Genomic DNA, 26958 nt, shown 5'->3' with positions numbered 1-26958 from the left:
CATGGAAATGAACAGAAGAACATTCCTCACTTATTTGGGATCAGGTACCGCGGCACTGGCGGCCGCGGCTGCAGGCCTGGGGCCGCTGACGGAGAATAAAGCCAGCGCGGCCGCGGCTTCCCATTTGTTCGGTTACAAGAGCAACAAGGTATCCGGTTTCTTCGAGCCGATCGAGCACAGCAAGGAAGACCAGCTGCTGCTTCCCAAGGGATATACATATGACGTCGTTGCCGCTTACGGAGACAAAATCAACGAGGCGGGCGACACGTTCGGCTTTAACAACGACTTCACCGTGTTCTTCCCGATCGAGGGATCGAACAACCACGGACTCCTGTGGGTGAACCACGAGTACTCCTCCGATCTGTTCGTACACGGGGCTCCTGCGGGCCTGGACGGCAAATACACGGCGGAGCAGATCAAGAAGTCGCTGTACAATCAGGGCGGCTCGATCATAGAAGTGAAGCGCGGGGAAGACGACCGCTGGACGATGGACACGAAGTCCAAGTACGCCCGCCGCGTCACGGGCCTCACCTCCATGAAGCTGGTCGGACAAGCCGCCGGCAGCAATGCGGTGGGCAGCGCGGTGCAGGTGCAGGGCACCTTCGCGAACTGCTCCGGCGGCATGACGCTGTGGAACACGCTGCTGACCTGTGAGGAGAACTTTGAGGAGACCGCCGAATTGGCGGGCCTGAACCCGACCCACTACGGCTGGGTGGTCGAAGTTGATCCGTTTGACTCTTCCTTCGAGATCCGCAAGCATACGTCCCTTGGCCGGTTCAACCACGAGAACACGGCGATGGGCCTCAGCAAGGACGGCCGCGTCGTGGTCTATATGGGCGACGACAAGAAGGATGCCTGTGTCTACAAGTTCGTCTCCAAGGAGAAATATGTCCGGGAGATGGGCCGCGCGAATACGAACCTGCTGTACGACGGCACGCTCTATGCAGCCGACATGAAGAAGGGCAAGTGGATCGCCCTGACGATCGATGCCGTTCAGAAGGCGCTGGCTGACGAGAAGTTCAAGGTGCCGAGCCTGATCAAGGGCAAGCGCGAAGATCTGCTTGCCAAGTTCCAGACCCAGGCGGACGTCGCGGTGAACACGCATGAAGCGGCTCTGATCCTCGGCGCTACGCCGACCGACCGCCCGGAAGACATTGAGATCTGCCCGTTCGACAACACGTTCTTCGTAGCCCATACGAATAACGATAATCACGGCAATATTCACGGCCATATCACCCGGTTCTTCGAGAAGGACAGCGACCTCGGCGCGCTCGAGTTCGACTTCGAGATCTTCGCGGCCGGCGGGCGCCAGAGCGGGTTCAGCGCGCCGGACAACCTGACTTTCGACAGTGCGGGCAACCTGTGGACGGTGACCGACATTTCCTCGAGCTCGATGAACAAAGGCGTTCACACTTTCTTCGGCAACAACGGGATGTATGTCATCCCGACGACCGGACCGAACGTCGGCAAAGCGATGCAGTTCGCTTCCGCCCCTCTGGACGCCGAGCTGACGGGTCCTTGGTTCACGCCGGACGAAACGACGCTGTTCCTTGCCGTGCAGCATCCCGGCGAGAATACGACCGACCTTGCGAAGCCGACGAGCATGTGGCCGCACCGCAAGGGAGATACGATGCCGCGTCCGGCCGTTGTAGCCATCACCGGCTTCCAATTCTAAGGAGATCCTTCCCACAACAAAGGAGCTGAATCCTATGCCATTTGGCAATATCGGCATTCCCGGACTGATTCTCATCCTGATCATCGCCCTCATCATCTTCGGACCTTCGAAGCTTCCCGAGCTCGGCCGGGCCTTCGGCCGGACGCTCAGCGAGTTCAAGAGCGCCACGCGCGGGATCATGAGCGACGACGACAAGCCGCAGGACAAGCCGGCTTCCGTTTCTTCCGCCGCACCTGCGGTTGAAGTGCAGCAGCCTGTGCTTGCAGCGGAAAACAAGAAGTAAAAGGGCTGTGCCGCCGTCCGATTCAAAAGATGGAGCAGACGGCGGCAGCCCGTGTTACGGAGGAGTGGCAGCTTGACAAGTTCCGGCCAAGATACGCATGTCTATACCCATCTGGAGGAGCTGCGCAGGCGGCTCATCATCACCTTCGCTTCTTTTCTGGTGGCGCTGCTGGCTGCCTTCCTGTATGCGAAGCCGATCTACAACTGGCTTGTAAGCGATGTGGACGGCAAGCTGACGGTGCTCGGACCCACGGATATCCTGTGGGTGTACCTGATGATCTCCGGCGTATTCGCCCTCGCCGTGACGATCCCTGTAGCGGGGCTGCAGGTATGGAATTTCGTCAAACCGGCCCTGACGCCGGAGGAACGCAAGGCTGCGCTGGCCTACATCCCCGCGCTGGCGGTTCTATTCGCCGCGGGAATCGCATTCGGCTACTTCGTGCTCTTCCCGATGGTGCTCTCGTTCCTGAAGGAGATGGCCCAGGGCCAGGTGGAGACGATGTATACGGCGGACAAGTATTTCCGCTTCATGCTGAACCTGACACTGCCTTTCGGGCTCCTGTTCGAGATGCCGGTGGTCGTCATGTTCCTCACGAAGATCGGCGTGCTGAATCCGCTGCGCCTCGCCAAGATGCGCAAGATGGCGTACTTCATCCTGACGGTGATCTCCATTACGATCACGCCCCCCGATTTTATCAGCGATATCCTCGTTATCGTCCCTCTGCTGATTCTCTACGAATTCAGCATCACCCTCTCCAAGTGGGTCTACCGCAAGCAGCTTACCTCCGCTCCGGCGGAAGTGCCGCAGCCCTGATCCGTGATCTTCGGCAGAGCCGAGCCCTCCGCTCGGTAGAAGCGGTTCCGGTTCTGAAGAAGGAGACAGCGGCAGCGAGCTCCCCCGGGTACCCCTTCTGTTCTTTTAAGAAAGACGCCTGTCCTCCCCGGCAGGCGTTTTTGCCGTTCGCGCTCCCGCTTTCCGAAAGTTCGGTCCCGCCCGAAGCTCTGCGCGCTGGAGAGGGTAATAACAGAAAGCGGGACCTCTTTGCCAATCGGGCGCTTCCCGTGTAAGATATAGGCTGAATGTACACTTGCACAACGCAGAAGGAGTGATTGCTGTGGCTTTGGGAGCCCGTGTGCTCAAGACGGGGATAGCGGTCACCCTGTCCCTGTATGCCGCGCTGCTGATCGGCTCCACCTCGCCGGTCATTGCGGCGGTCGCGGCCATCTTCGCCATGCAGCCGTCGATCTACCGGTCGTGGCGCTATTTTCTCGACCAGCTGCAGACCAACGTGCTCGGTGCGGCGCTGGCGCTGGCGGCCGGACGTTTTTTCTCCAATGAACCGCTCGCGATCGGGATCGTCTGCATCCTCGTCATCCTCATCTGTCTTCAAATGAAAATGGAAGAAACGATAGGCATCACGCTGGTAACGGTGGTTGCGGTTATGGAGGCGTCGGGTCATTGGGATTTTGCCCTGAACCGGTTCCTGCTCTCGCTGATCGGGATCGGGGCGGCGTTCCTCGTGAATATCTTCTTCATCCCACCGAGGCCGAAGGAGCAGTACGTCTCGCAGATTCACAGCGTATTCCAGAAGATGTCGCTGCTGCTGCGCACGGTGATCTCAGACGAGATTAAGGAGACCGTGTTCCGCGACGAGAAGCAGGCGCTCGAAGGAGCGCTGAAGTCCCTGGCGGGCAAATACTCGCTCTTCGAGGAAGAGCAGAAGAAGCTGAAGCGGGCCAAGTACAGCCGCTCCCGCCATCTGGTCGTGTATAAGCAGATGCTCCATACGATGGAGAAAGGGGCGGAGGTGCTCGACGTCATCGACGAGCACTACTTCGGGGCGGGCCGCTCGCCGGAGGCCGATGAGATGTTCGACCACCACCTGGAGCGGCTGATCAAGTACCACGAGCACGTCATGCTCAAATTCGACGACAAGCTGAAGCCGGACAGCCAGGAAGGCGAGAACTTCGAAGAGGAGAACACCCGGTTCATGGACTGGGTGGTGCAGCGCTGCAGCGAAGGCCTGGAAGGCTCGGTCCGGCTGTCCGTCGTGGCGGCCGTCATGTACGATTACGGCTTCCAGACCGGCCGGCTGAACCGTCTTGTAGAGCAGTTCAAGGGCGGATCGGACTTGAAGGATCCGTTGGATTTCTCTCTGCAGCGTCTGCGCAAAAATTTCGAGAAAAGCTGACTGCGTCAGAGGGACGGCGGCTCGGGTAAAGCTCCATAGGAAATGCTGTAAGGTAGAAGCAAGCTACCTCAGCAAGCACGAGGAGGGGTCCCATGAATTCCGTCAAACTCAAACGCATCCGGCAGGCCGAGAGGCAGTACCACGAGCAGTATTACAAGAAGGTCTCCCTGTATCAAAAGGGCTCCTGGCTCAGCAGGCCGATCCCGCTGGTGATGGAGCTTGCCGATCAGCTGGCCGAAAGCCGAAAGGATACACCGGATGGGCAAACGGGCGCTGCGGGTCCCATCCGCATACTCGATCTGGGGAGCGGCGTGGGCCGCAATGCGATTCCGCTGGCGAAGCGGTTCATACCCTTCGGCGGCTCGGTCCACTGCGTGGATCTGCTGGAGTCCGCGCTGCAGAAGCTGAAGGAATACAGCCGCAGGTACGGCGTGGAGAAGGCGATCACCAGCGAGCAGGCGGACCTGGGCGAGTACGCCATCGGGAAGGAAGCCTATGATTACATCCTTGCAGCCGGGGCGATGGAGCACTGCCGATCCGAGGAGGTGCTGAAACGGACCATCCGGTCGATGGCCGATGGGGTGCGCCCGGGCGGGATTCTCTGCGTTCTCATGAACACGGATATTGAGGAGTTCGACAAGCGGACCGGAGCGAAGCGCGAGACGCTGATCGAGGTCGTACTGAAGGCGGAGGAAGCGCTCGGGCTGCTGCGGGAGGCGGCGGATGGCTGGGAGGAGCTTCATGCCGAGATGGAGCCGCTTCACTTAGGAATCAACCGCAGCGAGGTGCCGGTGCTCATGAAAGGGCGCTGCGTCGCTTTTGGGGCGCGGAAGCCGCTGCGTTGACCGGGTGGCGGGCGGTTCCTATGGAACTTGGAATGGAATGGACCACGCTTGCTGAAGATCCCCCAATAGTTGTTCCATCTATGCCCTGCGGCAGTGCCGCAGGGCTGTTCCACGTTATGCCTCTCTCCGGCATCGGCCGGCTCGAGCACCCCTCCCGTCCTCCCGGCATATGCTGTGGAACAAGGTCTCTTCTCATCAGGGTCCAACTGTCTTAGGCCGCTGCTGAACAGGAAGGAAGGGGTTTCGATGGATGCGCTGGGAGCAATGAAAGATGCCGGCTGCGAGCAGCTGTCGTTCGCCCGGGACGCGGCGAGCGGACTGCAGGCCGTGATCGCGGTGCACAGCACCAAACGGGGTCCGGCGATGGGCGGGTGCCGCATGTACCCTTATGCTACCGGAACGGAAGCGGCGGTGGACGCCCTGCGGCTGGCCAGAGGCATGACCTACAAGTCCGCCATGGCCGGGCTGCCGTACGGCGGGGGCAAGGCGGTCATCCTGGCGGATCCTGCCGGAGGGAAGCGTGAAGCGCGGCTGAGGGCTTTCGGCCGGTTCGTGGATTCGCTTGGGGGCCGCTATATCACCGGCGTCGACCTCGGCACGGAGGTCACCGATATGGATCTGGTCGCCCTCGAAACGAAGCACGTCACCGATCAGACGGGCTCGCTCTGCGCCTCCGGTAATCTGACCGCCGAGATGACGGCATACGGCGTGTTCCTCGGCATTCTCGCGTCGGTGAAAGAGACATTCGGCACCGAGTCGCTGGCCGGAAGGACGGCTGCCGTCCAGGGACTCGGCAAGGTGGGCGCATCGCTGTGCCGCTATCTTCATTCGGCCGGGGCGTCACTGGTTGTCGCCGATCCGGACGTGGGCAAGGTGCACCAGGCGGCGGCAGCCTACGGGGCACATGCGGTGGATCCGGATGTGATCTATGACGAGGCCTGCGACATCTTTGCGCCCTGCGCCCTCGGCGGAGTCCTGAACGACAGCACGCTGCCGAGACTGCGCTGCAGGATTGTCGCCGGCGCGGCGAACAATCAGCTGGAGCGGCCAGAACACGGCGAGCGGCTGGAGCGGCTGGGCATGCTGTATGCGCCGGACTATGTCATCAATGCGGGCGGGGTCATCACCACCGCGGTCGACCTCGAAGGAGGGACGGCAAAAGAGGCCGCGCAGCGGGTGCAGGCGGTCTATGGAACTCTTCGTCAGGTATTCCATGAAGCCCGGCTGTTCCGCACCTCTACGGCCAAAGCGGCGGACCGCAGAGTGGAGCGGCTGCTGGCAGGGCCCTGATCGATTCAGGGCCGGCCGGTTTCTGCCGCAAGGTGCCGCGCTCAAGGGGGCGGTTTTTCAGGACAGCGGCGCCTCCGCCTGGAAGCGTAAGGAGCGGCTGCGTCACTTTTTCGGTAACGGGGGTAAGTAGAAGCAAATCACCGAAGGAGGGACAAGCCATGAACCATTTGTCCGAAGCGCAGAAGAAGCGGCTGAAAGAGATGCTGCTCGAAGAGAAGAAAGAGCTTGCGAAGCACTTCGAGATGAACGACGAGACGGCGGCAGGCCTGGAGGAGTCGCTTCGCGACTCGACAGGGGAGCTGTCCGCCGCGGATAACCATCCCGGCGACCTCGGGACGGAGGTGTTCGAGCGCGGCAGGGATCTCGCCGTGAACGAGACGCTGGACGGCCAGCTGCAGCAGGTCGAGGAGGCGCTTGCCCGGCTGGAGGAGGGTACATACGGCATCTGCGAGGTGTGCGGCGAGGGCATCCCGTACGAGCGGCTGGAGGCGCTGCCCTTCTCCTCCGTCTGCATCGAGCATGCGGACTCGGGCGGCGATCCGGACCGCAGGCCGGTGGAGGAAGAGGTGATGACCCGGCCGCCGGCGGGAGCGGGCGAAGGCCGGCAGGCCGCTTCCGGCCGATTCGACGATGCCGACGCGTGGGAAAGCGTCGAGAGCTACGGCAACTCGGATTCGCCGGCGATGGCGGCGGCCCGCGACGTCTCCTCCTACGACCAGCTGTCCTCGGACAAGCTCGACGGACGCGGACACGTGGAGGAGATCGAGAAATTCACGGGCAGCGGGATCGACGGCAAGGACCGCCATGTCCAGAAGGCGGCTCCTTACAAGGAGTATGTCGACAAGGACGAGGCGAAGCCGCTGCTCGAGGACCGGAAGCTCGGCCGCGGCTGAGGTGTGGTGATGAGCTCCCCGGCGGAAGGAGGGAAACTGCCAAGGGATGACCGGCATGGCTCCCCGTGAGACCATCCTCCGGGGAGGTTTGGCACCTCGGCTTTCCGCGAATCGTTGTCTCCCATAATCGAAGCGGACAGGCGTCAGGCGGACGAAGGCGAAGGCAGATTGAACCAGATTGGACCCCGGTCCTACAGCGGCGGGGTCTTTTTGCTGCTCGATCATCTGCGGCTGCGCGCTGCGCGAGGGAAGGCCTGCGGCCGGGCAGGGGACGAATCCCACGATTCTAAACCCGCCGGGGGGTTCAAACTAAGCTGGCATCTATGTTATGATGGACGGAATGAACTCTTGTCTTGGAGGTACTTCATGGAACCATCAAAAGGGAAGAAGGGCCGTCCCAAGATTGCCGAGCTTGACATTGTGCGGGCGGTTGCCATTTTGGCGGTGGTGCTGATCCATGCCACGGCCGATGCGACGGCCCGCGCAGGGGAATCGCCCCTCGCTCTGGCCGAGGGAAGCCTGACGCAGATGGGTTTCGTCGCCATCAACCGGATGAGCCTCTTCGCCGTGCCCCTGTTTCTTTTCATCTCGGGCGTGGTGCTGTTCTACCGTTATTATGACACCTGGAGCCTGAAGCAGGCGGCGGGCTTCTACCGCAAACGGATCGTTTCGTCCATTATTCCTTACGTGATTTGGTCTTTTGTTTATTATGTGTTCAATCAATGGCTTTTTACGCGCAGTGTGGTGATCGAGTGGATTCCGTTCCTCAAGATGCTGCAGTGGGCGGACGTGGGGTATCATCTGTACTTCATGATCATTATCATCCAGTTCTATCTGCTCTTCCCCTTGATGATGACCCTAGTCAAAAGCTCAGGCATCCTCGAGAAGCTCATGGTGCCGATCGGCTTCGGCATTCAGGCCGGATTCTACGCGTATAACCACTACGTGGCACCGCTCGACCACCGCCCGTCGCTGGCCGTGACGTATATCGGCGTCTTCATGCTCGGCGGGTATATCGGCATTCATTACTCGGCCTTCATGCAGTGGATGCGCCGCGGGGCGATCCTCATCGTACCGGCCGCCGTACTGGCCGGACTGGCTCTGGGAGGGCTGTTCCTCAATGACCGGTACGGGTCCGGAGGCTTCAGCCACACCTGGTTCGAGACGGCACAGAACGTGTATGCGATGCTGCTCGGTATGGCGCTGACCTGGGTGGGGGCCGTGGTGACGCCAAGGCTGCCGGGGGTCCATAAGGCGCTGCTCGCTCTGGGCTCGGCATCCTTCGGTATCTACTTGGCCCATCCGGCTCTGCTCAGCTTGTACCGGGTCGGTATCCAGCCGACCGGCGGCATGCTCTCCTACGACCTGTACATGCTGCTCAGTTTCTTATGGCCGCTGCTCGGCTCCTGGTTCCTCGCGACTGCCTACAGCTGGGTCAGCCGCAGCCTGAGGGGCCGCAAACCCGCCGCAGTCCCGCCAGGGGTTCCGGCGAAAGGAACGGCAGCGAACTGACCGACGTTTTGGATGATGAACGGAAGGCCTGTTATCTACGGATGACAGGCCTTTTTTCAATGAACCGGGCATGAAGCTGCCCTCTGTGAAGAAAGGGGGAATGATGTGAAGAAAACGGATACAAAAAGTTTCAAACTTTCTCCATAATAAGGTATACTGAGAAGGACAGGTTTGCGGTGCAGGATAGCCGCCGCGCTTGAACACGAATACCTGAAATGATCCAATCATAACTTACTACACGTGGCTGGGAGAGGGACTACACTATGAGTCAATACGGGGATATCGGCACCATGGGCCGGCAGTATCTGCAGGCGGAATCCTACGGAGCCGCGGCATTCTGCTTCTATCGGGCCCTGCTCGACGACAAAAACAACAACAATGCCTGGAACGGCATTATCTTATCGCTGAGCCTGATGCGCAAGGAAGGCGACTCCCAGACGATGCTGGCTCGCTTCGCGCTCAACCCGCAGCTGAACTTCGACCGCGATATGATCACCTTCGCGATGATGCTCTTCCAGCACAACCCGCTGGCCATGTCGCAGTGGCTCCGCGGCATCATCCAAATGAACGGGATCTCGGAGACCGACCAGGCGAACCTGGGAGAGCTGGCCGCCGATTTGGAGCGGGCTTACGCCGGCCTAGTCGCCGAGCACGGGGAGGAGACGCTGAAGGAGCAGGGCATGGTGGAGCTCAAGGACTATGCGCTCCGTCGTATCGAGCTCGATTGGCTGCTCGAGGAGTCGATCGACAATATCTTCGGCCACCTCGGCCAGTGGCTCGAGGATCCGGAGATGGTGCTGCCGGCGGTCCGTCTGCTCTGCATGCTGCCCGATCCCCGCAGCGAGAAGATGCTGCGCCGCGTCTGCCGCAACGATGCGGTCGATGCGAAGGTCCGTACGCACGGCCTGCTCGCCCTGCGCTGGCTAGGCGTCCGCGGCAATGCGAAGCTGCAGAAGTTCGGCGAATCGTTCGTAATCAACCTGGACGAGCCGGATCCGGAGCTGACCGTATCGGTGCCGACGGCCTTCCGCCCGGCCCTTGACCGCATCAAGCTGTGGGTGGCCAAGGAGCAGGGGCTGGTCTCCACCGAGACGTATGAGCAGCATGCATCCACCGACGAAGTGCAGCTTCCCGAGGAGGTGGCGGCCAAGCTGAACGAGGCCGACGTGCCGACCGTACTGCAGGAAGTGTCGCATATGCTCATCCGGGCCGCTTACGACCGTGTGTATCCGTATGTGCCGCATGTGGAAGCGACACGCAACTGGGCGGCGGCGCTGCTGCGCCTCATGCGGGAGTATTCGGTCGGCATGGGCCAGGGCTGGCCGTACGGTGACCCGGAGGACAACGAGGACGTCGAACGCCACCGCCAGTGGCTGCTGACCGGCTCGCCGGACTTCTATGAGGTGCTGCAGGCCCGCGGCGCGCAGCAGCAGCAGGCGTAATGCATCCGGCCCGAAGGCGTTTGGCCTATGCAGGGATCACCCTCTTGGTCATGAGCCTCGGCCTCGCTTCCCGGGTATTCGGAGACCGGCTGCCCGCTTACGCCGCCGACCATCTTGGCGATGCGCTCTGGGCGGCAATGATATACTTCGGCTGCCGCTGCCTGTTTCTCCACCGCGGTCCGCGGTTCGCGGCGGGCCTCAGCCTGCTGCTGAGCTTCGGAATCGAGGCCAGCCAGCTGTACCGCAGCCCGTGGATCGATGCGCTGCGGAGCACCACGCCCGAAGCCCTCGTGCTGGGGCACGGTTTTCTGTGGATCGACCTGGTGCGGTATGCGGCCGGCATCGCCGCAGCTGCCGGCCTGGATGCCGCAAGAGAGAAGATTGGAAGACGCCCTTAACCCGGGCGTCTTTTTTTGCGCTTCGTGATCCCGAAATCCCGAAATCCCGAAATCCGCCGTCCCGCCTGCTCCGGCTTATGGCGCCCCCTCTGCCTTGCCCGGGGTTCAACCGTGGGCGGGGAGGGTAATGAGTTCCAAACCGGCGGTAAGCAGGCAAGGAGGCGCACGGATGGACTATCTGTATATTTTTATCAAACTGGGTACGGGGTTTATCGGCCTGTGGTTAATTACGAAGCTTCTCGGGAAGAAGGAGATCTCCCAGCTCACGCCCTTCGACTTCGTTTCTTCCCTGATGCTCAGCGAGCTCGTGGGTGCGAGCATATATGACCGTGAAGTACATTTCCCCGAGCTGGTCTTTGCCCTTGTTCTCTGGGGCGTCCTCTCGCTCGGCTTCGAGAAGGTGCTGGATTTCTTCCCTTGGCTGAACCCGAAGCTCAGCGGAAGGCCGGATGTGCTGATCCGGGACGGGCGGGTCGATCCTGAGGCGTTGGAACGCAACAAGCTGGATTGGCATCAGGTCACGATGCTGCTGCGGGAGCAGAGCATCTTCTCGCTGCGCGAAGTGGCGTTTGCCGTATTCGAACCGAACGGCAATCTCAGTGTGCTCAAGAAATCTTCGTCCGCATCCGTCGAACGCCAAGACCTGGAGCTGCCGGACAAGCCTGTGGAGCTGCCGGTCCTGCTTATTGACAAGGGCTATGTGAATGAGGAACAGCTGCAGGGCATCGGCCGGGATAAGCACTGGCTGGAGCAGAAGCTGCGGGAGCAGGGGATAGCGCGGCTGGAGGACGTGTACTACGGCGAATGGACGGAGAGCGGCGGAATGTATGTTCAAGCGAAGCCTTAAGTTTGCGGGAAAGGGAGCGGCAGGCAGAGGCCCCAAAAGCCGGCTTGATCTAACCAGGATCAGGCCGGCTGCCGTGCGTCCGGGGCATGAAGCGGAGAAGAAAAGGAAACAACAAGAAGACGGTAAGCCAATCCCTCCACACGAAAGGGGCAGGGCCTATGTCAGCCTTCCTGAGAGAGCTTTGGAAGCAGATCGAAACCGATGATGCGCTGGGCTTGTCCGCACAGTGCGCTTACTATTTTCTGCTGTCGATGTTTCCTTTTCTGCTGTTCATGATGAGCCTTCTCGGCTTTCTGCCCGTGACTTCACAGGATGTGCTCGCGATGATCAAGGAATACATCCCGAGCGGGGTGGCAGCGGGCATGGAAACCCAGCTGCGTGAGGTGCTGGATACGAAGCGGGGGGTAACACTCTCCTTCGGCCTGATTTTCTCGCTCGTGACCGCGAGCGCCGCCATGGATGCCATCGTGCTCGCCGTCAACAAGGCGTACGGGCTCTCGCCGCGCAAAAGCTTCATCCGCTCCCGGCTGCTGGCCATGGCGCTGACGCTGGCGATGCTGGTTGTCGTGTTCTCGGCGCTGCTGCTCAGCGTCTTCGGGCCGGTCATCGGCGCATGGCTGACGGTGCATTCGGTCATTCCTCTGGGACAGATCGAGCTGTGGAACGGACTGCGGTGGGTGGTGAATTTTGCGATTCTGGGGCTGGTGTTCACGGGGATTTATTATGTGGCGCCCAATACTTGCCTGCGCTGCAAGGATGTGATCCCCGGGGCGATCATCGCTTCGGCCGGCTGGCAGCTCACGTCCCTGGGGTTCTCCTATTATGTAAGCCGGTGGGCCAATTACAGTTCGACGTACGGTTCACTCGGAGGGGTCATCGTGCTGATGACGTGGTTCTATTTATCGGCCTTTATCATTATCCTGGGAGGAGAAATCAATGCCATGTCGTATCTCTTCAAAAAACGGGTGAAGCCGAGGCAGCAGGGATTCGCTTAAGCTTCGTCGCCCGCGGTGTCGTCCGTATCGTGAGAAGCATGGAGCACCTCACCGAACTCCTCGTAGAACCGTTCCATGTCAATGCCAAGCTGCTGGGCGATAATCCGGAGATTGAGTGCGATCATGATGGGTATGCCTCCTTCCTTTACTAGACTGTGCAAGTCTATACATTTGGTCATTCTGGTGACGCTGGCGATGCTATCATTCCGAGAATAGGATTCGGAAAGCAGGCAGAGTTTGGGGGGGCAGCCTGGTTTTTATTTTAGTAAGCCAAAGGGGGCGGGGGCCGTGGAATCCGTCAAACCGGACGGAGGCTGGGACAGAACTGGTCAGAAAGGGAAAGGCGAGCGGGCACTGATCATCGGCGGAGGGATCGGGGGGCTCTGCACGGCGCTTGCCCTGCGCGCGGCCGGCTGGGAGACGGCCGTCTACGAGCGTGCCCTCTCGCCTGCCGATACCGGAGCAGGCATTGTGCTGGCCGCTAATGCGATGAAGCTGCTGGACCGCTTCGGCGCAGGGGAGGAGGTGCGGGCCCGCGGAGCGGCGGTCCGGCAGGCGGAGATCCGCACCTGGCGCGGCCGCCTCATCACCCGGCTGCCGGTCAGGGAGCAGGCGCAGCGGTACGGCTCGGAAGCCTGGCTGATCCACCGCGGGGCCCTGCAGGAGGCACTCCACCGGTGCCTTCCTCTGGGCACCGTCCGCTATGGCTGCCGGCTGGAGAGCTGGGAGCAGGACGCGGCGCGGGTGCTTGCCCGCTTCGAAGGAGGGGAAGCCGCCGAAGGCCGGGTGCTGGTCGGCGCGGACGGCATCCGCTCCCGGGTGGCCTCCCAGCTGCTGGGCGAGCGGCCCCTGCGGTACGGCGGCTTCACCGCGCTCCGGGGCATCGCGCGGTACGCCCACCCGGCCTATACGCAGGAGCTCGGCGGTGGCTTCGAGGCATGGGGCCCGGGGCTGCGCTTCGGCTTCTCCCATCTGGGGGAAGGCCGGGTGTTCTGGTTCGCGGCAATGAATGCGCCTCCAGGCACGATGCCGCCCCCGGGAGAGCGCAAGGGGGCGGCGCTGCGGCGGCTCTCAGGCTGGTACGAGCCGGTCCGCGCGGTGGTGGAAGCGACCGAGGAGGAGGCGATTCTCGCCCATGATCTCTTCGACCGGGCTCCCTTGCAGCGCTGGAGCGACGGAGGGGTCACCCTGCTGGGCGACGCGGCCCACCCCATGCTCCCGAATCTCGGACAAGGCGGAGCACAGGCGATGGAGGACGCCGCCGTCCTGGCCGCGGTCCTGGACCCCGGCGATCCCGCCGCCTCCTTGAAGCGCTACGAGCGCCTGCGGATTCCCCGGACCTCCGGCGTCGTACAGGGGTCGCGGCGTATGGCGCGGCTGATGCAGATCACCCATCCCTGGGGGGCGGCCGCACGCAGCGTGCTGCTTGGGTGGGTGCCGCCGGCGCTCCAGCTGCGCCAGCTGGACTGGCTGCTCGGATATGAAGTCTTTCCGCTGGACGGAGAAGGATAATTTTTTACACAAAGTGTAAATTTTTGTTAAGGGAACGGCCTTTCGGGGTAAGAAAAAGAGAGGGCAGCCGCCTAGGAGGAAGCCCTCCCCAGACACTTATTCCAGTCAGGAGGCGGAACTCATGCAAAGCACGATGCAGAGCAAGACGCAGAGTACCAATATTACCTTCGGCAAGCATTCCATTCTTGTCCGGTTGATCGGCACCGACCGAGGGCGTATTCCTTCGCTCCTGTCGGCGCTCCGGCATAATAAATTAACCTGGTTATCCTTACGGAAGCCGCCTGAGCGGATCGACCTGTATGATGAGGAAGCGATGCTCTATACCCCGGACGGGGATAAGTACCGTCTTCCCATTTTCTAAGCCTTCCTGAAGGCTTGGGCCGCCATGTGCGGCCCTTTTTGTATTACGCCGGGGAGAAAGCCGGACGCAATGTAACCTGCGTTGTTTAGGCGGGTGCCTCAGGGTGGTATTAAGAGAGTAGGTAATGAAGCCGCATGGAAAGCCATTCGGAAGAAGAGAGGGGACAACGGCCATGATTCAGATATTCGACGACCATAAAGGGGACGAGTTTTTCGATATCGGGGAGATGATCTCCGTCAGCACATATCACTTGGATGCGGAAGAGCGGGTGCCGGGGCTGAAAGGAAGGGCGGTGGACTGGGATCATTGGTACAAGTCATGGGCTTCGATGGCCAGCGGGGAGTCGCACCTTATCCCGACCCACCTCAAACTAATAGCCGTCGACGGGCGGACGGCGGTCATTCCCTGGGACCGGCTCCGGGATGCCATGTTCATCTATGAAACGCCGGAGAACGGCACGCTGGAGACGATTCATTTTGTCGTGCCCGGGGCGGACGAGCGGATGAATCTGCCGAATGTCATGCAGCTGAATATCATCTACAACCTGGACCTCTCCGGCGAGCCCGAATACGGCCGGGTGGATGAGGCAAACACGGCGAATCCGCTGTTCTCGGAGGCCAAAGGCGGCATGGCCGGTTAGGGGGGTGTCCGGAATTCCCCTGTGATACTCTTCCCGGAGGGGCGGCATACTATAGACCGCTAACCCGAAAGGAGGACAAGAGCGATGACCAAGCAGAATCTCACCGGAAGCACGCAGGAGTGGATCGACAAGGTCCATGACACCCAGGCGAAGGATGAGAAGCACCGGAGAACGCACGGGGACAACCATCCGGCCAAAAAGCTGCCGAACAAGCGTCACTAGGTATAGGCGGTCGTACACGGAACGGCGGCTGCCTGCCGTTAACGGTGCCGCCCGCTGCAGCTGCTGCTTTCCGCACTTATCACGAACGCTCCGGTCCATGACGACTGGAGCGGTTTTTTGTGTTTTATAGTAAAAATACCACGTACCCATTCCTCCCCGTGTACGAGCAGTAAAGACTCGCACGCAGAGTTCTTAGAGGACACCGACAGGCGTTATAGCCGGTTTCTTTTCGATGATGATAGCGTACAGTTCTGAGTTTTTTACCGCACGGCTGCACGGTGGTCCGGCTCTCCACTCCTGCCTTTCGTTTCAGGATGGAAGTGAAAGGGTATTTTTGGGAGAGAGTACAAACAAGAAGAGGAGGGCTTCCGGATGAAAAACCACCGTAAGGTTCCCTTCGCCGTCATCCTCACGCTGAGCCTGGCGCTGAGCGGCTGCGGAGCGAACGATAAGACCAGCGGCAACCAAAATGCGGGCAACCCGCTGAATGCCACCCAGAACAATGCCGGGCAGACCAGCACGCCGGGGGGGACAAGCGAGACGACGAATACCCCGGGGGGCGGGACGACCGGCGGCAAGACGACCGATAACGGGACGAAGGACGGCGGCGCTGCCGGCAGCGGTCCAAGCACGGGAGCGGGCTCACAGGTCAATAGCAGCGGTCCCGGTACCAATGCGTCCGAGGGCAGCGGCACGGACGCGAAGAACGGCAATAACCTGAGTGTGACGCAGGCGGCCCCGGCTTCCGAGCAGCCGCTCACGGTCATCATCACGGATGCGAAGATGAACAAGCTGGGCACGGCGCAGCTCACCTCCGACCCGAAGGGCGTCGCGATTAAGCTGGATGTCACCGGCCTGCCGCCGGGACAGCACGGCATTCATATTCACCAGAATGCCCGCTGCGAGGCACCGGATTTTAAGACGGCGGGCGATCACTTCAACCCGGACGGCAAGAAGCACGGGCTGGAGAATGCGGAGGGCCCGCATATCGGCGACCTGCCGCCGATCACGGCGGATAAGGACGGCAAAGTGAGCGCGACCCTGCTGTCCACGGGTACGACCCTGAGCGCCGGGAAGGCGAACTCGCTGCTGGAAGGCGACGGAAAGTCGCTGGTCATTCATGCGAAGCCGGATGACAACAAGACCGACCCCTCAGGGAATTCGGGCGAACGGATCGCCTGCGGTCTCATTAACGGGAAATAAGCTTGGATAAAAGAGGGATCCTGCCCGGTGCTCAGCGATGTGCGCCGGCAGGGTCTTTTTTTGCCTGGGAGAATCCGGGCGGGCGGAGGCTGTGGTATAATATGGCTAATTTCGGGACTTGGAGGGAATGGGAGCGATGGAGATCCGTACAGCAGGCAGGGAAGAGATCGGGCTCGTCTTCGATATCATGCAGATGGCCTTCAGGGAATACGCGGGAGTGCTGCAGCCTCCCTCCGGGGCTCTTGGGGAGAAGCCCGAGGATCTGCTGCCTTTCTTCGAAGGTGGAGGCGGGGCGGTTCTCGCCTGGGAGGCCGGACAGCCGGTCGGTTCGGCCCGTTATAAGCGGGATGCCGACAGGGATGCGCTGTATATCGGGCGCGTAGCGGTTCTTCCTGGATATCGCAGGCGGGGGATCGGCGATGCGCTGCTGAAGCACCTGGAGGAGCTTGCCCGCGGGCTCGGGTATTCAAGGACGACACTCGGCGTGAGACTGTCGATCCCCGGCAACGTGAGCTATTATGAGCGGGCGGGCTACCGGCCCCTCGAGAAGCACGATTACCCCTGCGGCCGGGACAGCTGGTACCTCATGGGCAAGGAGCTGCAGCGCTGGGAGGAAGAAGGGAGGCCCGCATGAATCCGATCCGCAATTCGGCCAAGGCGGTCATCTGGCGGGGGACGAAGCTGCTGCTGACCCGCAACACGGACGGCCGCGGCGGCTTCTTTTATCTGTTCCCGGGCGGAGGCCAGGAACCGGGAGAGGAGCTTAGCGAAGCCGTCGTCAGGGAGTGTCTGGAGGAAACGGGAATGGAGGTGGAAGCAGGGGAGCTGCTGCACGTACGCGAATACATCGGGCGGAACCACCAGTTCGCCGAATGGGACTCGGAGATTCACCAGGTGGAATTTTATTTCGAGTGCCGGCTGGATGAAGGGGTGGAAGTGCCGGAGAACGGCCCGAACCCGGACAGCTCCCAGGTCGGCGTGGAGTGGGTCGAAGTGCAGCGGCTGGAATCGATCGAGCTGTACCCCGAGCGGCTGAAGCGGCTGCTGAGCAGGCGGGGAGAACGCATCTGCTATCTGGGCGACACGAACTAGACGCGGCGTGCACTGAACGGCGTACATAAGGGCAGCGCACAGAAGGACAACGGAAGGGGATAGGAGTTTGACGGAGCGAGTACTGTATGTTTCCGATCTGGACGGGACGCTGCTGAATGCCAAGCAGGAAATTCCGGCCTGGTCGCGGGAGGTGCTGAACGGGCTGATCCGCCAGGGCATGCATTTTACGATCGCCACCGCACGGTCCTACGAATCCGTAGAGCGGATTGTGGAGGGACTGGAGCTGAAAGTGCCCGTTATTCTCATCAACGGGGTGTTCATCCGGAATATGGAGGCGGGACGCTATCTCGCGGCCAACTACCTAGACCGGGCTGTGGCGCAGGAGATTCTCTCCGCTTACCTGGACTGCGGGCTGAACCCGATCGTGTATACGATGGATGCGGCGGGGGAGCCTAAGGTGTATTACCGCGGGATTTTCAACGAAAGTGAGGCCCTCTATATCGGGAACCGGACGGCGGGCGGAGACAAACGGTTCAGGCTCGTCTCGGATTATACGGAGATCGGGGAAGAGCATGTGATCTCGGTCAACACCATCGACAGCGCCGCGCGGATGGATGCGGTGTACGAAGCCTTCCGGCAGGGCGGCACCTGTGTCTGCCATTATGGTCCTGACGTATATGCGCCGGCGTACCATTGGCTCGAGATCGGCAGCCCCCGCGCAACGAAAAGCGAAGCGGTGCTTGCTCTGAAGGCGATGGGCGGCTACGACAGAGTCGTCTGCTTCGGCGACAACCTCAACGATCTGTCGATGTTTGGGGCATCGGACGAATGCTATGCCGTGAGCAATGCCCACCCCTTGGCGCTTGAGGCTGCGGACGCTTCGATCCTGTCGAACGAGGAGAACGGTGTCGCGGTGTATCTGCAGGAGCGCTTCGCAGGTGAGAAGGCCGTACCGGTCCAGGCAGGGGGATAAGCAGCCCATCCTGTCATCATTCCCCGCTCATTGCGCGAATGGTCCCGCCCCCTCGGACACATACTACATAGGCAGTTGAGCACTTATTTCTTATCCATGAGCGGAGGGGTACGTATGGGAAGCAATAAGACGTTCCACCAGAAGCAGCAGGCCATGTCGGCTGAGTCCAACAACGCGGCGGAGAATCAGGCAGGCATGGGAAGACCGTATCACAAGGACAAAAAGGAAATGAGCCGCCCTACCGTATAACCTTGGGTTAAGGAAGGCAGCCGGGCCGGACTTCTTCGGAAGCCCGGCTTTTTTCTGCGTTTTTTGCAGGGGAGCAATGAGCGTTCTGAAGGCCCGTCACCCGACGGGCGCTGCAGGCGTTCGTCTGTTACATGCTGGGAAGCGGTAGACGGCATTCCACCGGGGATGCTATGATTTGGGAAAGGAAGCGTATTCGTAGCCAGGAAGGAAGCTGCCCGATGACCCCATATTTCAGGGGAATACTGCCCCTGTACCGCAACCTGCGAATCAAGCAAAAGGTTTTTGTACTGATCTCGCTTGTGATGGCCGTCTGTTTTTCCGTCACGTTTTTTTCGCTTCAGTATGCTTATACGATCTACGACGAGCAGCTCTACGAGAAGTCTTCGCAGGTGCTGAACCTCTCTTCCAGCGGGATCGAGAGCGAGCTGCGCAAGATCGATAACCTCTCCTTCAACATAGCTACGGACGCGGGAATCCAGGGGATGCTTCGCGGGCTAGGTTCCGATGTGCCGGAATACGAGAAGCACCGGCTCCGGCTTGAGCTGCAGGACAAGCTCGTGCAGTATGCGGGCTATGAGCCCTATGTGCAGTCGATCGTGATCACGGATAACGAGGGGTACGATCACGTGGTGGGGCAGACGGGAACCGTGAGCTATGTGCGCAAGCAGCTTATCCGCCTGACGGCACAGGAGGGGCTCGGGGAGACCCGCTGGGTGTACCCGGACTCGGTCGGCGAACGGCTGGTCGCCGCAAGGGATATCCGATCTTACCAAAGCCTGGAGCTCAATTCGCTGGGCACTCTTGCCATGCGCATCAAGAGCGATATGATCGTGGAGGACGCGGTGAAGGGAACGGAGCTTCAGAACGGGCAGCTGCTGATCATGGCCGAGGGCAGCGTGCTATTCGGCAAGGCCGGAACGGTGGATGGGCTGCCGCTGCCGGGCGAATTCAGCAATAACAACGGCTATGTCATCAAGGAGATGGACGGGGAGCCCTACTTTTTTACCCAGGTACGCTCCTCCTACTCGGGCTGGACGTACTACAGTCTGATCCCTTACGGACATATCTTCAACCGCATCGTGCTCATGAAAAATGTGCTCCTGATCGGCTTCCTCTGCTCACTTGTAGGGGTCATGGCTGTGGCGATCCAGTTCGCCCGCGGGATCACGCGGCCGATGGACAAGCTCATGGAGCGGATGAAGCAGGTGCAGAAGGGAGACTTCGCCGAGGCGGAGGCTGAGATTGCAGCGGCTGACGCGAATTCGCTGTCGATGGACGAGGTCGGGCAGCTGCACCGGACGTTTCGGGTGATGATCGGGCAGATCAACGAGCTCATTACCGAGAATTACGCTAAGCAGCTCACGATCAAGGAGACGCAGTTCAAGGCGCTGCAGGCGCAGATCAACCCGCATTTTCTGTACAACACCCTGGAATCGATTAACTGGATGGCCAAAATGAACGGGCAGCCGCGGATCTCGCAGATGGTCGAAGCGCTCGGCTTCCTGCTGCGCAGCGCGATCTCGATGAAGGAGACGCTGATCACGCTGGAGGAGGAGCTGGAGATCGTGAAGAACTACATCACGATTCAGAGGTTCCGCTTTGAAGAGCGGCTGATCTTCGAGATGGACGTGCCGGAGGGCGTCCGCGCCTGCCGGATTCCGAAGCTGACGCTTCAGCCGCTGCTTGAGAACGCGATCCAGTACGGCCTCGAGCCGATGATCGAGCCGTGCCTGATCCGCGTGGCGGCAGCCGCGCAGGCGGACGGGCTGCTGATCACCGTCGAGGACGGCGGTGCCGGGATGGACCCGGACCTGCTGGAGCTCGTGCGAAGAGGCGAGCAGCCCTCCCGCGGCAACGGCATCGGACTCAACAATATCAAAGAGCGCATCGTCATCGCCTTCGGGGAAGCTTACGGGGTGGATGTCGACAGCGAGCCGGGACGCGGAACGAAAGTCAGCATCCGCATCCCGCTGGAGATGGAGGGATAACCATGTATAAAGTACTGCTCGTGGACGACGAACGGATGATTCTCGACGGCATCTCTCAGGTGGTCGATTGGGCTTCCGCGGGGACGCGGCTTGCGGGCACCGCACGCAACGGGATCGAAGCGTACGACGCGATCGTGCAGGACCCGCCTCATATCGTCATCAGCGATATCCGCATGCCGGGGATGGACGGGCTGCAGCTTGTGGAGAAGGTGCACCGGGAGTTCCCGCAGATCCGCTTCATTCTGCTGTCCGGCTTCAGCGAGTTCGAATATGCCAAGACGGCCATGAAGAACGGGGTGAAGCACTATCTGCTCAAGCCGTGCAACGAGACGAAGATCGTGGAAGCGCTCTGCGAGCTCACCGAAGAACTACAGCAGTCGCGGCGCCGGGATGATTTTGTCCGTTCGATGCGCGAGGGGCTCGAGAAGGTGCTGCCCCATGTCAAGGAGCAGTTCCTCAAGGAATTCGTGACGAACAAGACCTACGGGAGCGGCGATTGGGAATATTACCGCAAGCTGTTTCATATCGAGACGGATACCCGCACGATCCGGCTCATCGTCTTCCGGCTCGAGGGAGCCTTCGAGTTCGAGCACCTCTTCGCCGTGAAGAACATTGCGGGCGAGCTGCTGGAGCAGGCGGTGCTCAGCTCGACCGTCGGCGACCACGTGCTCATGGCGATCGAGGACGGCGGCGATGTCAAAGCGCTGCTCGAGCGTCTGGAACGCATCCGTTCGACCTTCCTCCAGTATTACCGGATCGATCTCACGATTGCGCTAAGCGAGCCGGGCGACATCGTGCACAGCCGGCAGCTGTACAAGCAGGCGATGGCCTGCCTCAACCACCGTTTCTACCTTGGCGAGGGCAGTGTCATTACCGAAGCGGACATCGCCGAAGGGATGCCGGAGGTCGAAGGCGGGGAGCCGGCATTCGATGCGGAGAAGTGGACGCTGCCGATCAAGACCGGCCACTGGGAGGACGCCGAGCGCGAGATCGACGCAATGTTCGGCAGCCTGGCCGAGCGGCGGCTCGATATCCATACGGCGAAGTCGTACGTGATCCAGTGGTTCATGGAGATGATCCGGCTCTGCGAGCCGGGAGAGCGCAATGCGAACATGGGACGCCTTGTTCCGCTGCTCGAGCTCGATACCCTGCAGGCGATCGCTCTGTTCTTCAAGCGGATGGCCCAGGAGATCGCCCGCCGCAACTACGAGCAGACCCGATTCAAGCAGTCGGCGATCCTCCAGAAGGTCATGGAGATCATCGATGCCCAGCTCGGCAACCCGGAGCTGTCCCTGCAGTGGGTGGCTCATGAGATGCTCTATATGAACGCGGATTACCTCGGCAAGCTGTTCAAGAAGGAGAGCGGCGAGAAATTCTCCAACTACGTCATGAAGCAGCGGGTCAAGAAAGCGACCGAGCTGCTCGGACAGGGCGGTGACGTCAAAATCTTCGAGCTGGCCGAGCGGCTTGGCTTCGGCGACAATCCGCAGTATTTCTCCCAGGTGTTCAAGAAATACGCGGGGTGTACGCCTTCCGAGTACATGAAATCGTCCTGAAGCTGAGGGCGGTCTGTGGGGATGTTCAAAAAAACGGAGTCGAAATTTGCGGAAAGCCTGTTTTTTGAACAATCCTCACGGTTTTTTGAATTCCTCTTCGAACGCATCCAAGAGATAATAAGCAATGTAAGCCTTATCATAATCGGAAACACAATCAGGGGAGGAAATAGAGATGAAAAAACCGATCACTGCACTGCTCTCTCTTGCACTTGTACTGACTGGCTGCGGCGGCTCGGCACCTGCCGGAGGTAACGGGAATGCGGCGGACGGCGGCACTGCTGCCAAAACCGAAAACGCTTCCGGAAGCAAGGAACCGGTTAAGCTGCGGATGGCCTGGTGGGGCGGACAGGCACGCCACGATTACACGCTGAAGGTCATCGAGCTGTATCAGCAGAAGAACCCTCACGTGAAGATCGAGGCTGAATACGCTTCCTTCGATGACTACTGGAAGAAGCTGGCCCCGCAGGCGGCGGCGAACGGACTGCCGGACATTCTGCAGATGGACATCTCCTACCTGACTCAATACGGCGGCCGCGGCCAGCTGGAGGACCTGACGCCATATACGAAGAACGGCACGATCGACGTCAGCTCGATCTCTCCGAACATCATCTCGGGCGGCCAGCTGGACGGCAAGCTGTACGCGATGACGACGGGCGTGAACGCGCTGGCGCACCTGATGGACTTCGAAATGCTGAAGAAGATCGGCGTCGAGCCTCCGAAGAAGGATTGGACCTGGGATGATCTCGAGCAGATCGCAATGAAAGCCAAAGCAGCCGGCAAGATCATGGGCGGCTACCGTCCGGACGTATTCTTCGCTTATTACCTGAGAACCGTGGACCAGAAGATGTACAGCGCCGACGGCACGACGCTCGGCTACACGGACGACAAGTATTTCGTCGACTACTTCAAGCGCCAGCAGAAGTGGTATGAAGCCGGCTACTACCTCACGCTGGACAAGGAAGCGCAGAAGAAGGGCACGCCGGAGGACGATGAAGTGACGCTCGGCAACTCGATCACTTCCAACGGCTGGTCGAACCAGTACATCGGTCTCGTCAATGCTGCGAAGCGTCCGCTCGAGCTGCAGCCGATGGTCGGACCGAACGCCAACAAGGGCATGTTCCTGAAGCCTAGTATGTACCTCTCCGTGACGAAGAGCTCCAAGAACAAGGAAGAAGCTGCGAAGTTCATCGACTTCTTCATCAACGACATCGAAGCGAACAAGATCATCAAGGGCGAGCGCGGCGTACCGGTCTCCTCCAAGGTGAAGGAAGCGCTGAAGCCGCTGCTGAAGCCGGAAGAAGTCAAGGTCTTCGACTACGTTGCGTGGGCCGAGCAGAACTCCTCGCCGATGGATCCTCCGAACCCGATCGGCTCCATCGAGATCGAGAAGCTGCTCAAGGATCTCAACGAGCAGATGATGTATAAGAAAATCACGCCGGAAGACGCGGCGGCGAAGTTCCGCAAGGATGCGACCGCGATTCTGGCGAAGAACAAGAAGTAAGACCGGTAAGGGCTCTGCGCTGAGTACAGCGCAGGGCCTTTTTATGTGCTTGGGGCGGCATGGGAAGTCCGCCCTCTCGCTGGGGCCTGACCGCCTTGGACACCTGGCTGACGGAGACCGGAGGTCTGACTGACACGGCGGGACTCGCTGACGAACTATGGATACCTGGCTGACGGAGATCGGAGGACTAACTGACACGGCGGACACGCTGACGCAGTTTGGACACCTGGCTGAAGGAGATCGGAGGTCTGACTGACACACCGGGACACTCTGACGTAGTTTGGACACCTGGCTTACGGCTCTCGGCCCTCCGTTTAGCGACCATGAACCACACCATACGCCCACGAAGCTGCACCTGACGCCCACAAAGCTGCACCTGACGCTCACGAAGCTGCACCTGACGCTCACGAAGCTGCACCTGATGTCCATGAAGCTGCACCTGACGCTCACGAAGCTGCACCTGATGTCCACGAAGCTTCACCATACGCCTACGAAGCTGCATCAGACGTCCACGAAGCAACGCCTTACGTCCACGAAGCTGCACCATACGCCCACGAAGCTGCACTAGGCGCCCTTGCAAGCCCGGATGACGACGGTGAGCTGACTCCCGGGCCAACTGACACATCGGATTCTCGTCTGGCAGATCGGACGTAAGCCTGATACTGTCGAGCTTGCTGACATACACGTTGGGGTAGGAAGGGAAAAGGACTCACATTTTTGAGAATAAAGGAAATGAGGTTCCTTATTCGGCTATTTCCCGTTATTTCCCAAGGAATAACGGAACTCAGATTCCTTATTTGGGCTGATGAGCGGCCGGTTGTCCCCAATTCATAAGAATAACGCATCTGAGTTCCTCTATGGCTCAGAAGGCAGCTGATCTTCAAGGAATAGCGAACTAGAGTTCCGCTATTTGCTTTTGGGCCTGCCAAGGCATGCATCTACTGAGGGTCAGCGCGTCGTTTTCAAGCGTTCCAAGTCCAGCTGCCGACTGGCGCAGAGCAGCCCAAGCGTTCCAAGCCCAACCGCCGATTGGCGCGGAGCAGCCCAAGCAGCCCAGCCGTCGACTCGCGCGGAGCAGGATCGGTGAACTGCCGGTCACTGCCATGCTTCTGGCAGGACCGGCCGCCAGTTCAGGGCTAGGGTTGTCGAAGGGCTGAAGAGTCAATAACTACGAATCCAGGAGACGATGGCGGTGACAAGCAGAGCCGCCGGGATCAGGCTGGGGACCACACCGAACAGGCCGGCGTAGGAGACAAAAAAGGCCCCGAAGCCAAGGGTGACGACGAGCAAAAAGAGCACCAAAAAAAAGTGGAAGATGCACATCCGCCTGCTCATGCGGGGCCCCTTCAGCTTCTCGAAGCGGGCGGAGAAATCTTTGTCCCCAGGGTGCGGTGAAGATGCCAAGGTCAGCCCTCCCTCATAAAGTTCAAAGGTAAGCATACACCACCTTCACCGAGGCCGTCACCTGCAGGGTGCCGGGCTGCAGCGGCGTTACTTTGCTGTCCGCCAGCATCGCGGTCTGGTAAGGGATCGGCTCAGGCACGCGGCTCAGCTCTTCGACGAGCTGCGGGTGCGGGCTGAGCCGTGCGCCGAGCGTGCGGGCCACCGTCTCCGCCTTGCTCTGCGCCTCACGGACAGCGGCGGACAGGGCTGCGTGGTAATACGGCTGCGGCCGAGCGAGCCTGAACGAGACGCTGGTGACCGTATTGGCCCCGTTGGCCACGGCGGTGTCGACCACCTTACCGGCCCGGGCCGGAACGTCCAACGTAATCTGCAGCAGGTGGGTGACGCGATAACCGGTGAAGCGCTGCTTGCCGTCCTCGAAGGCATACTGCATCTCAATCCGGTAGTCCGAGGTGGCGATTGCGTCCTCCGGCAGAGGGAGGGCCTTTAGGGAGGCGATGATGCGGGTGACCGCCTCAGTGTTCTCAGCCTGTGCTTCGGTCAGCGAGACATTCTCCGTCACAGCACCGAGCACGATGACAGCCCGGTCGGGCTGGGCGGACACGCTGGCTTCTCCGGTCACCTCAATGCGGCCGGGGACAGCCTGCCGGTGAAGCGCGCCGATGGGAGGCTGGGGAGTCATAGCGTAGAAGGCATGGGGTTGCATGGGCAGCACCGCTTTCCTATGGATAGTTTACTTCTACTCTATTGGCGGTTCGCGGCAGGCATGACGGATTCTGCCGAATGTCGGGTTTTTAAACAAAGAGAGCGGTTTTTTGCCTTCTGAAGAAGTCCCGATTCTTTTATCATAAAGACATAAGATAAACGGCATTGTCCGACACGGGCGATGCGCGTTTACAGAAACGACAGAGGACGACAATGAGCGCTCGCAAGGAAGATCTTCTGTTGTTTGGCAGTCAGGCAGCATCCGTTCGCTGTACACCCACACCTTATGCTAGGGGTTGAGATCATGAAAGCCGTTTCTTTACGTGAAAACGAAAATGTGATCGGATATGTGTTCACCGCGCCGTTCATCCTGGGGTTCCTGATCTTCACGATGTTCCCCATCGTCTCGTCGCTGTATTATTCGTTCACGGAGTACAACCTGCTGGAAGCACCCCGCTGGGTCGGGCTGCAGAACTATGAGAACATGTTCACCAATGACGACAAGCTGATCAAGTCGCTTCAAGTGACGATGACCTATGTATTCGCTTCCGTTCCGCTGCGTCTCGCCTTCGCGCTTGCGGTGGCGATGATGCTGAACACGGTCGCCCGCGGGATCGGCGCCTACCGTTCCGCCTACTACCTGCCATCGCTTATCGGCGGCAGCGTGGCCGTTTCAATTATGTGGACGCAGATCTTCGGCGACAAGGGCCTGTTCAACTCGGCGCTCGGCCTCATCGGTATTGAGAGCACTACCTCCTGGATCGGTTCCCCCGACAGCGCGCTGTGGACGCTGATCGCCTTGTCCGTCTGGCAGTTCGGCTCATCGATGCTGATCTTCCTGGCCGGTCTCAAGAACATTCCGGCTTCCATGTACGAAGCGGCTTCGGTCGACGGGGCGAATGCGGTGCACAAGTTTTTCAAAATCACTCTGCCGCTGCTCTCGCCGATCATCCTGTTCAACCTGATCATGCAGACGATCGCCGCCTTCATGACGTTCACGCCGGCCTACATCATCTCCCGCGGCGAGGGCGGCCCGCTGGACAACACGCTGCTGTACTCGCTCTACCTGTACCGCCGGGCGTTCCAATTCTTCGAGATGGGCTACGCTTCCGCCATGGCGTGGGTCATGCTGATCATCGTCGGCCTGATTACGCTGCTGATCTTCCAGACCTCCAAGTATTGGGTCCACTACGAAGCGAAAGGGGACAAATAACATGGCC

The 26958-nt window shown here is 60.2% G+C and carries 29 protein-coding genes; 26 read left to right on the top strand and 3 right to left on the bottom strand.

Translation table 11 applies throughout. From position 1 onward, the window contains the following. Position 1 precedes the first annotated feature (1 nt). From ACP26L_RS23485 to ACP26L_RS23430, 12 genes are all read left to right on the top strand, one after another. Entirely contained in the window at positions 2–1675 is a 1674-nt protein-coding gene (locus ACP26L_RS23485; protein ID WP_426446880.1) for a PhoX family protein, read from the top strand. A gap of 34 nt (positions 1676–1709) precedes the next feature. Next, positions 1710–1958 (top strand): twin-arginine translocase TatA/TatE family subunit, encoded by a 249-nt coding sequence (locus ACP26L_RS23480; protein WP_426446879.1) that lies wholly within the window; start codon positions 1710–1712, stop codon positions 1956–1958. Between the two features lie 72 nt (positions 1959–2030). Then, positions 2031–2771, top strand: a complete 741-nt coding sequence (gene tatC, locus ACP26L_RS23475; RefSeq protein ID WP_426446878.1) for a twin-arginine translocase subunit TatC — start codon at positions 2031–2033, stop codon at positions 2769–2771. Between the two features lie 301 nt (positions 2772–3072). Then, positions 3073–4149: an FUSC family protein gene (locus ACP26L_RS23470; RefSeq protein ID WP_426446876.1), complete on the top strand. Its 1077-nt coding sequence runs from the start codon at positions 3073–3075 to the stop codon at positions 4147–4149. A 92-nt stretch (positions 4150–4241) separates the two neighbouring features. After that, complete coding sequence (locus ACP26L_RS23465; RefSeq protein WP_426446874.1) at positions 4242–4994, top strand: class I SAM-dependent methyltransferase; 753 nt, start codon at positions 4242–4244, stop codon at positions 4992–4994. A gap of 246 nt (positions 4995–5240) precedes the next feature. Next, positions 5241–6284 carry a Leu/Phe/Val dehydrogenase gene (locus ACP26L_RS23460; RefSeq protein ID WP_426446872.1) on the top strand — a complete coding sequence of 348 codons (1044 nt, stop codon included), beginning with the start codon at positions 5241–5243 and terminating at the stop codon, positions 6282–6284. A 158-nt stretch (positions 6285–6442) separates the two neighbouring features. Then, positions 6443–7177, top strand: a complete 735-nt coding sequence (locus tag ACP26L_RS23455; RefSeq protein ID WP_426446870.1) for a TraR/DksA C4-type zinc finger protein — start codon at positions 6443–6445, stop codon at positions 7175–7177. 366 nt (positions 7178–7543) lie between these two features. Continuing rightward, positions 7544–8689, top strand: coding sequence for an acyltransferase (locus ACP26L_RS23450; RefSeq protein ID WP_426446868.1), 1146 nt, complete (start codon positions 7544–7546; stop codon positions 8687–8689). 263 nt (positions 8690–8952) lie between these two features. Next, a complete protein-coding gene (locus tag ACP26L_RS23445; protein ID WP_426446866.1) occupies positions 8953–10131 on the top strand; it encodes a HEAT repeat domain-containing protein in 1179 nt (392 codons plus the stop codon). Positions 10132–10151: 20 nt separating this feature from the next. After that, entirely contained in the window at positions 10152–10529 is a 378-nt protein-coding gene (locus tag ACP26L_RS23440; RefSeq protein ID WP_426446864.1) for a DUF2809 domain-containing protein, read from the top strand. A 169-nt stretch (positions 10530–10698) separates the two neighbouring features. Further along, positions 10699–11376, top strand: coding sequence for a YetF domain-containing protein (locus ACP26L_RS23435; RefSeq protein WP_426446862.1), 678 nt, complete (start codon positions 10699–10701; stop codon positions 11374–11376). A 158-nt stretch (positions 11377–11534) separates the two neighbouring features. Next, positions 11535–12371 carry a YihY/virulence factor BrkB family protein gene (locus ACP26L_RS23430; protein ID WP_426446860.1) on the top strand — a complete coding sequence of 279 codons (837 nt, stop codon included), beginning with the start codon at positions 11535–11537 and terminating at the stop codon, positions 12369–12371. Here the strand turns inward: ACP26L_RS23430 and ACP26L_RS23425 are convergent. Further along, positions 12368–12496 carry a hypothetical protein gene (locus ACP26L_RS23425; protein ID WP_426446858.1) on the bottom strand — a complete coding sequence of 43 codons (129 nt, stop codon included), beginning with the start codon at positions 12494–12496 and terminating at the stop codon, positions 12368–12370. The genes ACP26L_RS23430 and ACP26L_RS23425 overlap by 4 nt on opposite strands. Before the next feature lie 163 nt (positions 12497–12659). On the opposite strand from ACP26L_RS23425, the gene ACP26L_RS23420 reads away from it, so the two are divergent. From ACP26L_RS23420 to ACP26L_RS23360, 13 genes are all read left to right on the top strand, one after another. Next, the gene (locus ACP26L_RS23420) at positions 12660–13883 is read left to right on the top strand and encodes an FAD-dependent monooxygenase (protein ID WP_426446856.1); all 1224 of its coding nucleotides are present in this window, start codon (positions 12660–12662) and stop codon (positions 13881–13883) included. A 121-nt stretch (positions 13884–14004) separates the two neighbouring features. Continuing rightward, positions 14005–14244 (top strand): hypothetical protein, encoded by a 240-nt coding sequence (locus tag ACP26L_RS23415; protein WP_426446854.1) that lies wholly within the window; start codon positions 14005–14007, stop codon positions 14242–14244. Between the two features lie 172 nt (positions 14245–14416). Continuing rightward, complete coding sequence (locus ACP26L_RS23410) at positions 14417–14884, top strand: hypothetical protein (protein ID WP_426446852.1); 468 nt, start codon at positions 14417–14419, stop codon at positions 14882–14884. A gap of 84 nt (positions 14885–14968) precedes the next feature. After that, positions 14969–15106, top strand: a complete 138-nt coding sequence (locus tag ACP26L_RS23405) for a DUF4023 domain-containing protein (RefSeq protein ID WP_426446850.1) — start codon at positions 14969–14971, stop codon at positions 15104–15106. Between the two features lie 372 nt (positions 15107–15478). Beyond that, on the top strand, positions 15479–16309 hold the full coding sequence (locus ACP26L_RS23400) for a superoxide dismutase family protein (RefSeq protein ID WP_426446848.1): 831 nt from the start codon (positions 15479–15481) through the stop codon (positions 16307–16309). Between the two features lie 136 nt (positions 16310–16445). Then, a complete protein-coding gene (locus ACP26L_RS23395; RefSeq protein WP_426446846.1) occupies positions 16446–16943 on the top strand; it encodes a GNAT family N-acetyltransferase in 498 nt (165 codons plus the stop codon). Further along, positions 16940–17401, top strand: a complete 462-nt coding sequence (locus ACP26L_RS23390) for an NUDIX domain-containing protein (RefSeq protein WP_426446844.1) — start codon at positions 16940–16942, stop codon at positions 17399–17401. The genes ACP26L_RS23395 and ACP26L_RS23390 overlap by 4 nt, the downstream gene beginning before the upstream one ends. A gap of 67 nt (positions 17402–17468) precedes the next feature. Next, positions 17469–18335 (top strand): HAD family hydrolase, encoded by an 867-nt coding sequence (locus tag ACP26L_RS23385; protein WP_426446842.1) that lies wholly within the window; start codon positions 17469–17471, stop codon positions 18333–18335. A 114-nt stretch (positions 18336–18449) separates the two neighbouring features. After that, the gene (locus tag ACP26L_RS23380) at positions 18450–18584 is read left to right on the top strand and encodes a hypothetical protein (protein WP_426446840.1); all 135 of its coding nucleotides are present in this window, start codon (positions 18450–18452) and stop codon (positions 18582–18584) included. Between the two features lie 218 nt (positions 18585–18802). Further along, positions 18803–20572, top strand: a complete 1770-nt coding sequence (locus ACP26L_RS23375) for a sensor histidine kinase (protein ID WP_426446839.1) — start codon at positions 18803–18805, stop codon at positions 20570–20572. A gap of 2 nt (positions 20573–20574) precedes the next feature. Beyond that, on the top strand, positions 20575–22128 hold the full coding sequence (locus tag ACP26L_RS23370) for a response regulator transcription factor (protein ID WP_426446837.1): 1554 nt from the start codon (positions 20575–20577) through the stop codon (positions 22126–22128). Positions 22129–22300: 172 nt separating this feature from the next. After that, positions 22301–23629 (top strand): ABC transporter substrate-binding protein, encoded by a 1329-nt coding sequence (locus ACP26L_RS23365; RefSeq protein WP_426446835.1) that lies wholly within the window; start codon positions 22301–22303, stop codon positions 23627–23629. A 280-nt stretch (positions 23630–23909) separates the two neighbouring features. Next, positions 23910–24197, top strand: a complete 288-nt coding sequence (locus ACP26L_RS23360) for a hypothetical protein (protein WP_426446834.1) — start codon at positions 23910–23912, stop codon at positions 24195–24197. A gap of 593 nt (positions 24198–24790) precedes the next feature. On the opposite strand, the gene ACP26L_RS23355 is transcribed toward ACP26L_RS23360, so the two are convergent. Continuing rightward, positions 24791–25033, bottom strand: a complete 243-nt coding sequence (locus tag ACP26L_RS23355) for a hypothetical protein (RefSeq protein ID WP_426446832.1) — start codon at positions 25031–25033, stop codon at positions 24791–24793. Positions 25034–25055: 22 nt separating this feature from the next. Further along, positions 25056–25715: an SIMPL domain-containing protein gene (locus ACP26L_RS23350; protein ID WP_426446830.1), complete on the bottom strand. Its 660-nt coding sequence runs from the start codon at positions 25713–25715 to the stop codon at positions 25056–25058. Positions 25716–26042: 327 nt separating this feature from the next. On the opposite strand from ACP26L_RS23350, the gene ACP26L_RS23345 reads away from it, so the two are divergent. Then, positions 26043–26951: a carbohydrate ABC transporter permease gene (locus tag ACP26L_RS23345; protein WP_426446828.1), complete on the top strand. Its 909-nt coding sequence runs from the start codon at positions 26043–26045 to the stop codon at positions 26949–26951. Positions 26952–26958: the final 7 nt, after the last annotated feature.

It is taken from the genome of Paenibacillus sp. S-38, assembly GCF_049942825.1.
Classification (GTDB): domain Bacteria; phylum Bacillota; class Bacilli; order Paenibacillales; family NBRC-103111; genus Paenibacillus_G.
The sequence above is the reverse complement of the archived record's forward strand: the minus strand, read 5'-3'. Positions and strand labels throughout refer to the sequence as shown.